Origin of the sequence: Spirosoma sp., assembly GCF_048594605.1 — a bacterium.
In the GTDB taxonomy this organism is placed as follows: domain Bacteria; phylum Bacteroidota; class Bacteroidia; order Cytophagales; family Spirosomataceae; genus Spirosoma.
On record NZ_JBMDWV010000281.1, the window covers coordinates 1 to 9,044 of the forward strand.

Below are 9,044 nucleotides of genomic sequence, written 5' to 3' on the forward strand. Positions count from 1 at the left end.
TATGAAACCGAGAAACAAAAACCCGACTTCGATCTGGAAACGTTTGTACGTGAATATTTTATCGTGCCGGGAAAAGTCATCAGCGATTACGTCAGCGACAGAACCTTCAGTACGGCCGATCATATTAATCGCTTATGGGAACGATTGACCCGCTATCCTGAACCGGCCGTTGAGGGAAGCTCACGCATTCCGTTGCTCCATCCGTACATCGTACCGGGTGGGCGCTTTCGGGAAATCTTTTACTGGGATAGCTACTTCACCATGCTCGGTCTGAAAGAAGCGGGCAGGGTTGATCTGATACGGGGTATGATTGATAACTTCGTTTATTTGATCGATACGTTTGGCTTTATTCCGAATGGAAATCGTACGTATTTCCTAAGCCGTTCGCAGCCACCCTATTTCGCGCTGATGATACGTTTGCTGGCCGAGATCGATGGACCCGATACATTGGTAAAATACCTGCCTCAGTTGCAGCGCGAGTATGATTTCTGGATGAAAGGCTCGAACGATGGACCTATCGTTCGTCGGACTGTTCGTTTCGCTCATAACAACGTATTGAACCGCTACTGGGACGATACGCCTACTCCCCGTCCCGAAGCGTACCGACAGGAGATTGAACTGGCTGAGGAAGCTGAACCGCTTGGTGTGGTGCCTGAAGCGTTATACAATCACATCCGTGCTGCCTGCGAATCAGGCTGGGATTTCGCGAGCCGCTGGTTTACCGATCAGAAAACGATGGCTTCGATTCATACGTCCGACCTCGTACCCGTCGATCTGAATTGCCTGCTGTATTCGCTGGAAACTACCTTACGGGATGCCTACAAACTACTCGGCAAAGACGACGAAGCGCAGCGGTTCGATCAGTTTGCTACGTCGCGACGAGAGCTTATTCAGACTGTTTTCTGGGAAGAAAATACAAACTTCTTTCATGATTATGACGCCCTTGCCCAGAAGCCAACACCAGCGATTACGCTGGCAGGAGTGTTTCCGCTATTTTTTAACGTAGCAACTCCCGAACAGGCCATTCACATCCACGATCGGCTCAAAGCCGACTTTTTGCAGGCGGGTGGCTGGGTAACTACGTTGAACCATACCGAACAGCAGTGGGACTGGCCGAATGGTTGGGCACCTTTGCAGTGGATTGTTTATCGGAGCCTGATGAACTACGGCTTTACGGAAACGGCCCAGGAAGGGCGGGATCGGTGGCTGGCTCTGAACGACAAGGTCTTCAAAGCAACAGGTAAAATGATGGAGAAGTATAACGTCGTGGATGCCGCCTTAACGACCGGCGGGGGAGAATACCCCAATCAGGACGGTTTCGGCTGGACAAATGGCGTTTATCTGGCCATGGATAAAGAGCGGGAGAAAGAGAGAGCGACCATTTAACGATCGCTATATTTGCTCGTTTATTTAGGCCGCCGTCCTTTCATCCGTATCTGCTTGCCGGGCTTGATTCCTGCGTGTAGTTTTAAGCATTAATTATTTATAACTCAGGCTATGACACCACTTCGTCGACACACCGTTCTTCGGCGTGTAAAAGATATTACGCTTAGTACTACGCTCAGTCTGGCATTGCTCAATGGATCGGTCATGCTGCAGAGTTGCGGCAATAACCGTTCTGACGAGGGCGAAACCGAACAAACGGAAACGAGTTTCGGCCGGGGTGTTCGGACATACATTACGGAAACGGCTCCCGGTAATTTTAAAATTACGGATGAAGTTCAGGTTAGCCCTGATCGGGCGGGTGCGATTGTCAATTATTATGACGGGCACCGCGATACGTTAAGTGTCGAAGCAGCCAAACGGCTCGTCCAGAATGATCAGTCGACCAGCGCGTACCTCCAGAATCCGGGCGCTTATCATCATCACAATGGGTTGGCCAATGCGCTGTTATGGGGCGGGCTGGGCTACATGCTTGGGCGGTCTACGGCACCCCAATATCGTGCTGATGAACAACGCTATGGCGCTGGTGTATACGCCAATTCGGGTCTGTACAATCGGTCTAACGAGATACGGGAAAACGTTCGGAATTCTCGCGTAACCCGTACAGTTCGGCCTTCGGGCGGACGTAGTGGATTTTTTGGTGGCCGGAGCCGTGGGTATTCTTCTTAAGTTGGATAAAATAAAGATACTGAGGCAACTAATTGCCTGCCTGTAACCGTTACCTGTTTGACAGAGGATTTTATCGGGGACCATGAATCGAAGTAAAAACTGGAAACGACTACAACAGGAAACGTTTGATCTTTGTATAATCGGGGCGGGGGCCAGTGGAGCGGGTGCTGCTTTGGATGCGGCATTACGTGGCTACCGGGTCGCCCTGATTGATCGGGGCGACATTGCGGGCGAAACCTCGTCGCGGTCGACCAAACTAATTCATGGGGGGGTTCGGTATTTGGAACAGGCCATCAAAAAACTCGATCTGGCGCAATTGCGTCAGGTACGTCACGGGTTGGCCGAACGGCGAACCGTTATCCGCAACGCTCCGCATCTGGCGCATCCTCTGGCGATTCTAACTCCGGTTTTTAGCTGGTTCGAAGGCCTATATATGACCGTTGGCCTAACGCTTTACGGTTTTATTGCAGGTCCCGATTCATTTCCCAAAGGCAACTGGCTTTCGAAAAGTCAGGCACTTGATAAAAGTCCGATGCTGACGCGGCAGATGCACTCGGCGGTGCTCTATTACGATGGTCAGTTTGACGATGCCCGGTACGCGCTGGCACTGGCACATTCGGCCGATGAAGCGGGTGCCGCCGTCGTAAACTACGCGGCCGTGACCAGCTTTGTCCACGAAAAGGAACGTATCACAGCCGCTACGGTTCAGGACCAGCTTACGGGCGAGGTAATCAACATTCGGGCAACGGTGTTTCTGAACTGTACAGGCCCTTATTCCGACACGATTCGGCTGCTGGCTAACCCAGCACTCGACCCACGAATCCGGCCCAGCAAAGGTGTTCATATTGTACTGCCCCGCGAAACGCTCAATAGTGATTACGCCATCCTGATTCCAAAAACAGCGGACGGGCGGGTCGTTTTTGCCATTCCGTTTGGCGATAAGGTGTTTGTTGGAACGACTGATAACGATTATCTGGATTTGAACCGAGAGCCGGTACTGGAACCTGCGGAAGTTGATTATTTGCTCGAAACGGTACGTCCTTATCTACACAAAACGCCTGATCGATCGGAGGTACAATCGGGTTTCGGAGGTATTCGTCCCCTCATTGTAAGTAGCCGTGCCGATACAAAAACGCTGTTGCGTGACCATGAGGTTGAGCACGACGCTACGTCGGGCTTGCTGAGTTTACTCGGTGGCAAATGGACGACGTATCGGGTTATGGCACAGGATGCTATTGATCGGGTAAGCGAAGTTTTGAATCGATCTGCCGCCAAAAGCAGTACAGAAACCCACTATTTAGTTGGGGGCGAAAACTACCGTTTTGAAGATTGGCAGCGCTTACAAAAAAAATATGATCTGCCGGCGAAGGTATGTCAGCATCTTTTGCAGACGTATGGAAACCGTGCTGAGAACGTAGCAGCGTTGTCGCAACAAAACCCTGACCTGGCCTCTGCACTAACCGACAGTCGGCCATTCATTAAGGCCGAAGTCGTGTATCAGGTGCGGGAAGAGATGGCCGTTACGTTGCGCGATGTACTGGCCCGTCGCTGGCGGCTCGAACTGTCCGACTGGCAGCTGACGGCTCAAATTGCTCCACAGGTAGCCGATTTAATGGCTGCTGAATCAGGCTGGAGTGATACGTACCGCACTGAACAGATACAAACCTACCAGGAGCTTCTGGGTACGTTTATAACCCAGGCCGGACTAACTTCTGAACGAACTTCTGCGCTGGCCTGAAACCATTACGCAGGATTTTTGAAATCGAACAGTTACACTCAGGAACAATAAAAAGCCCGAAAGTTTGAAGCTTTCGGGCTTTTACTATACGTAGTGATAATGCCTACGCTGTTAACGACCAGCCATTGCGGTATTCGCGCTTAACGAACTGGTTGGCTTCGTCAAAGTTCGTGATCTTCATGTTTTTGCCATCCCAGGTTAGCTGTTTACGGCCGGGATAGTTGAAACCTTTGCCATCCGCTTTCGGCTGGCGCAGCGTATAACTCCGAATAGCCAGGTTACCCATCAGCACCGATTCGGTGAGCGGTCCGGCAAAATCGAACGACGACGTCAGAGCTTTGTGCTCCTTGCTGTTAAAACCAGCTTTGCAGGCTTCGGTCCAGTAGACCTGGTGGCCGTTTTCCGGATAAACGGTTACGCCCGACCCCGCCTTGGGTTTGGGAGCCGCTTCCATCTTCTGCCCGTCTTTTGTGTACAGCTTTGGATCATCCCCATACATACCGCAGGCAATTAACCCTTTGTCGCCAATCAGGAATACGCCATTCTCGCCATTTTCGGGAAACGGTTCGCCGGCGGGTAACATTTCAGGACGGAACGGACGCAGGCCGCCATCCAGCCAAACCATTTTAAGGTCCGACTTATTCTTGGCCGAGGCCGGAAACTTCAGCTCGACATGCGACGAGGGTGGGCAACCTTCGGGAATGTACTCCGCTGTCCAGTCTTTCAGGAATACCTGACCGATGCTGGTTTCAACTTCTGTTGGGTAACCGATGCCCAGCACCCGGAACGGTACGTCCATGATGTGGCAACCAATATCACCTAACGCACCAGCGCCAAAATTCCACCAGCCACGCCACTTAAAGGGATGATAAGCAGGTGTGTAGCCAACTTTCTGAGCAGGCCCGAGCCACAGATCCCAATCCAGATCAACCGGAGTCTGTTCGGCAGGTTGCGGCACAGGAATACCCTGTGGCCAAACAGGTCGGTTGGTCCATAGATAAACAGTATGCACGTTGCCGATCAGCCCTTTGTCGAACCACTCCACCATTTGTTTTTGCTGCGGGTTTGAGGAACCCTGATTTCCCATCTGCGTAACAACCTTGTACTTACGAGCTGCCTCAGTTAGCATCCGGGCTTCGTAAATATTGTGCGTTAGCGGCTTCTGTACGTATACGTGCTTACCCCGCTGCATGGCAGCCATAGCCACAACGGCGTGCGTATGGTCGGCCGTCGAAACGGTTACGGCATCAATGTTTTTGCCTTCTTTATCAAGCATTTCACGGAAATCTTTGTACCGTTTTGCGTTTGGATATTTGGCAAAAATGTCTTTTACTTTCGGAAGCCCCCAGTCTACATCGCATAGAGCTGCTACGTTGTTAGCTCCGTTATTATATGAGTTATTGACGTCGCCAAAGCCTTTTCCGCCAATGCCGACTCCGGCAACATTGAGTTTGTCGCTGGGTGCAATAAAGCCCTTGCCCCCCAGTACGTGGCGGGGTACAATCAGGAAGCTAGTTGCTGCCAGCGCGCCAGTCTGAAGGAATTGCCGACGAGAGGTACCTGATTGAGTCTGATTAGGGGAATCCTGGCCAGACGTTTTATCTGATTGGTTCATGAGTAAACGTATAGGAGTTGTACAAAATAAATAAGGCGAAATCGAATACAATATACCTACTATATACTCGCTTTTTTACGGAACAGGCTATTCCCCAAATAACGTCCCCATCATCCGCGCAAATTCCGGCTGCAAATGTGCGGTGATCGTAATCCTCTCCGACGTAACGGGATGATCAAATTCAATACGTTGCGCATGAAGAAGCATGGTGTTCATGTCGAAATGCTCTTTGAATAATTTGTTCTGCTTGTTACAGCCATGAGGTCGGTCGCCGATAATCGGGTGCATGACGTGAGCCATGTGCTTACGTAACTGATGCATCCGGCCGGTAGTAGGCATAAGTTCGATCAGCGAATAACGGGACGTAGCGTGTTTGCCAAAGGGTAGGGGAACTTCCGTACGATGTAGCGTTTTCAGGAACGTAACGGCATCCTGAAGTAATCCGTCGTCACGACGTAGCGGATAGTCAATCGTCAGTTCATCGGAGGTGTAGCCGCGTACGATCGCTACGTAGGTTTTCTGGATACCACCTTCGGCAAAAAGTGTTTGCATCGCTGAATTCATCTGCTCATTCAGCGCAAAGAGTAACACACCCCCTGTTTTTCGATCCAGCCGATGGACAGGATACACACGCTGGCCGATCTGGTTACGTAGCAATTGGACGGCAAATTCGCTGGCATCGCTGGCAATGGGTGAGCGATGCACCAGCAAGCCATGGGGTTTGTTGATGGCTACCAGATCATCTGACTGGTAAAGAATAGATAATGGTTCAGGCAACGTAATAGATGGAGATAGTAAAACGATTAGAGTAAATCGAAAAAGCGCGGCCTCGTTGCCGAAACCGCGCTTCTGAACCTGAATTGAACGGATTTAAAGATTAGACTTATTTTGCCTAAAACAAAACCCGTTCTCCTTAGTACCGATACATTTCTGATTTGAACGGACCTTCAACCGGTACGCCGATGTAATCAGCTTGCGCCTGCTCCAGCGGTTCGAGTTTAGCGCCAACGTGAGCCAGATGCAGCGCGGCTACTTTCTCATCGAGTTTCTTCGGTAGTACGTATACTTTATTTTCGTATTTGTCCGAGTTAGCCCATAGTTCCAACTGAGCTAATGTCTGGTTCGAGAACGAGCACGACATGACGAAGCTGGGGTGACCCATCGCGCAGCCCAGGTTTACCAGACGCCCTTCGGCCAGAACGATAATTTCTTTTCCGTCTACTTCATACATGTCGACCTGAGGCTTGATCTGGCTCTTGGTATGGCCGTAATTTTCGTTCAGCCAGGCCATATCGATTTCGTTATCGAAGTGACCAATGTTGCAGACAACGGCTTTATCTTTCATCGCCCTGAAGTGACGACCTTTAATAATATTAACGTTACCCGTAGCGGTTACAAAGATCTGCGCGCGCGGAACGGCTTCGTCCATCGGGACCACTTCGTACCCGTCCATAGCGGCCTGAAGCGCACAGATTGGGTCGATTTCCGTTACCAGTACGCGGCAACCTGCCCCCCGCAGCGATTCGGCCGAACCTTTACCCACGTCGCCATAACCGGCTACAACGGCTACTTTACCAGCCAGCATCAGGTCGGTAGCACGACGGATCGCATCCACCAGCGACTCGCGGCAGCCGTATTTATTATCAAATTTCGACTTCGTTACCGAGTCGTTTACGTTGATTGAAGGCAGGTGCAATGTACCGTTCTTCATTCGCTCGTACAGGCGGTGAACACCCGTTGTCGTTTCTTCTGACAGACCCTTGATGCCCTGAATCAGTTCAGGATACACGTCGAAAACCATGTTGGTCAGGTCGCCACCGTCGTCCAGAATCATGTTCAATGGCTTACGATCTTCGCCGAAGAATAACGTCTGTTCGATACACCAGTTAAATTCTTCTTCGTTCATGCCTTTCCACGCGTACACTGGAATGCCCGCAGCCGCAATGGCAGCCGCAGCATGGTCCTGCGTCGAGAAAATATTACACGAAGACCAGGTTACATCAGCACCCAGTTCGACCAGCGTCTCAATCAGAACGGCCGTCTGGATGGTCATGTGGAGGCAACCGGCGATACGGGCACCCTGAAGGGGCTTCGATGGACCGTATTCGGCACGAAGAGCCATCAGACCGGGCATTTCAGCTTCAGCAAGTTTGATTTCCTTGCGGCCCCAGTCGGCCAGCGCGATGTCTTTTACTTTGTAGGGGACGTAAGTGGAAGTTTGCATACGATTTTTTGAATTGGACGAACAATACGTTCGTTTTCAGCGTATAGTCTGTTTCTTAGTAAAGTGCAAAAATAAGGACAGTTTTCCAGAATCCCTATTTGCCGTTGCTACGTTTGGGCCCGGTGAATAAATGATCATTAATTTTTTTAGGTAATTATTTGTCAGGAAAGAAACATTTATCTAACTATGTAAGAGCTTACGTAAGTTCTTACATACTATGGATTTTATGGCTAATATGGCCGAATTAGCATTGGCTAGTCGGCTCAGGCGTTTAAGTGATCTTTATTGGCAAGCCGTTACGGCAACGTATCGACAATCAGGGGTAGAATTTGATGTGCGTTGGGCAACCGTTTTTGTGCTAATTGCCCGGCGGGGACCTATAGCCATTACCGAAATGGCTGGTCAGTTGGGTATCACACATCCGGCTGTGATTCAGGTAGTTAATGAGCTGGAAAAGCATAAATTGATTCAGTCGGCCAAATCAGATACCGATGGCCGTAAGCGGTTGCTTACGCTTAGTGAAAAAGGAGAAGCTATGATACCGCAGCTTCAGCCTTTGTGGGACGCTTTTATATCGGTCAATCGGCAAATGCTGAACAGCCAGACGCATAATTTATTAATCTCTCTTCAGGAAATGGAAAATCAATTAGCCGAACGCGGCTTTTTCGACCGTGTTCAGGATGAATTAAAGCGGAGCAAAACGACTGGAAGCACTACGTTGGAGGCTATTTCTATTGTTCCTTATGAGCCTGATTATCAGCCAGACTTCAAGCGGTTGAACGTCGAATGGATCGAAACGTATTTCCGTGTCGAATCGCATGATCTGGAACAACTGGATCATCCCGAACGATACGTGTTGCCTAATAACGGCCAAATCTTACTGGCCAAACTGGGGCATGAGGTTGTTGGTTGTGTGGCAATGATCAATACCCGGCCGGAGGAAGGCAATACGGAGTTTGAGCTGGCGAAAATGGCAGTTTCGCCAGCCGCACAGGGGAAAGGTGCAGGCAAGTTGCTGGCACTGGCGGCCATTGATTATGCGCGCCAGCTAGGGGCAAAAACTATCTGGCTTGAATCGAATCGAATACTAACCACGGCACTGACGATGTATACTCGGGTTGGATTTCGGGAGGTGCCGAGCGTACCAACGCCTTACGCTCGCGCCGATATTCGTATGGAAATGACCTTGTAAAGCTTTCCGTTGATTACCCCATCGATCCAGTCAAAGAAAAGGATCGGTTCAACCGTTTTGAACCGACCCTTTGCGCAAGTTATTTTTTCGCCGTTTCTTTCGGCCACACGTACTCGAAATTCTTGTTGATCGGTGCTTCGAAATAATTGACGTTCAGGTAGTC

At 50.3% G+C, this 9,044-nt stretch carries 7 protein-coding genes; 4 read left to right on the forward strand and 3 right to left on the reverse strand.

What is annotated here, in order from left to right:
- From ACOJS8_RS16790 to ACOJS8_RS16800, 3 genes are all read left to right on the forward strand, one after another.
- Positions 1-1,386: trehalase family glycosidase (locus tag ACOJS8_RS16790; RefSeq protein ID WP_420149700.1), on the forward strand; the 1,386-nt coding region annotated here is incomplete at its 5' end.
- 111 nt (positions 1,387-1,497) lie between these two features.
- On the forward strand, positions 1,498-2,112 hold the full coding sequence (locus ACOJS8_RS16795; RefSeq protein ID WP_420149701.1) for a hypothetical protein: 615 nt from the start codon (positions 1,498-1,500) through the stop codon (positions 2,110-2,112).
- An 82-nt stretch (positions 2,113-2,194) separates the two neighbouring features.
- On the forward strand, positions 2,195-3,850 hold the full coding sequence (locus ACOJS8_RS16800) for a glycerol-3-phosphate dehydrogenase/oxidase (RefSeq protein WP_420149702.1): 1,656 nt from the start codon (positions 2,195-2,197) through the stop codon (positions 3,848-3,850).
- Positions 3,851-3,953: 103 nt separating this feature from the next.
- On the opposite strand, the gene ACOJS8_RS16805 is transcribed toward ACOJS8_RS16800, so the two are convergent.
- The 3 genes from ACOJS8_RS16805 to ahcY all read right to left on the reverse strand — a co-directional run bounded on the left by ACOJS8_RS16805 (position 3,954) and on the right by ahcY (position 7,689).
- On the reverse strand, positions 3,954-5,465 hold the full coding sequence (locus ACOJS8_RS16805) for a Gfo/Idh/MocA family protein (protein WP_420149703.1): 1,512 nt from the start codon (positions 5,463-5,465) through the stop codon (positions 3,954-3,956).
- An 87-nt stretch (positions 5,466-5,552) separates the two neighbouring features.
- Positions 5,553-6,242 (reverse strand): pseudouridine synthase, encoded by a 690-nt coding sequence (locus tag ACOJS8_RS16810; protein ID WP_420149704.1) that lies wholly within the window; start codon positions 6,240-6,242, stop codon positions 5,553-5,555.
- Between the two features lie 136 nt (positions 6,243-6,378).
- A complete protein-coding gene (ahcY, locus tag ACOJS8_RS16815; RefSeq protein ID WP_420149705.1) occupies positions 6,379-7,689 on the reverse strand; it encodes an adenosylhomocysteinase in 1,311 nt (436 codons plus the stop codon).
- A gap of 217 nt (positions 7,690-7,906) precedes the next feature.
- On the opposite strand from ahcY, the gene ACOJS8_RS16820 reads away from it, so the two are divergent.
- The gene (locus ACOJS8_RS16820) at positions 7,907-8,881 is read left to right on the forward strand and encodes a bifunctional helix-turn-helix transcriptional regulator/GNAT family N-acetyltransferase (protein ID WP_420149706.1); all 975 of its coding nucleotides are present in this window, start codon (positions 7,907-7,909) and stop codon (positions 8,879-8,881) included.
- Positions 8,882-9,044: the final 163 nt, after the last annotated feature.

Coding starts and splice junctions, on each gene's coding strand:
- ACOJS8_RS16820 (WP_420149706.1), top strand. CDS start 7,907: ATGGATTTTATGGCTAATATGGCCGAATTAGCATTGGCTAGTCGGCTC.
- ACOJS8_RS16795 (WP_420149701.1), top strand. CDS start 1,498: ATGACACCACTTCGTCGACACACCGTTCTTCGGCGTGTAAAAGATATT.
- ACOJS8_RS16800 (WP_420149702.1), top strand. CDS start 2,195: ATGAATCGAAGTAAAAACTGGAAACGACTACAACAGGAAACGTTTGAT.
- ahcY (WP_420149705.1), bottom strand. CDS start 7,689: ATGCAAACTTCCACTTACGTCCCCTACAAAGTAAAAGACATCGCGCTG.
- ACOJS8_RS16805 (WP_420149703.1), bottom strand. CDS start 5,465: ATGAACCAATCAGATAAAACGTCTGGCCAGGATTCCCCTAATCAGACT.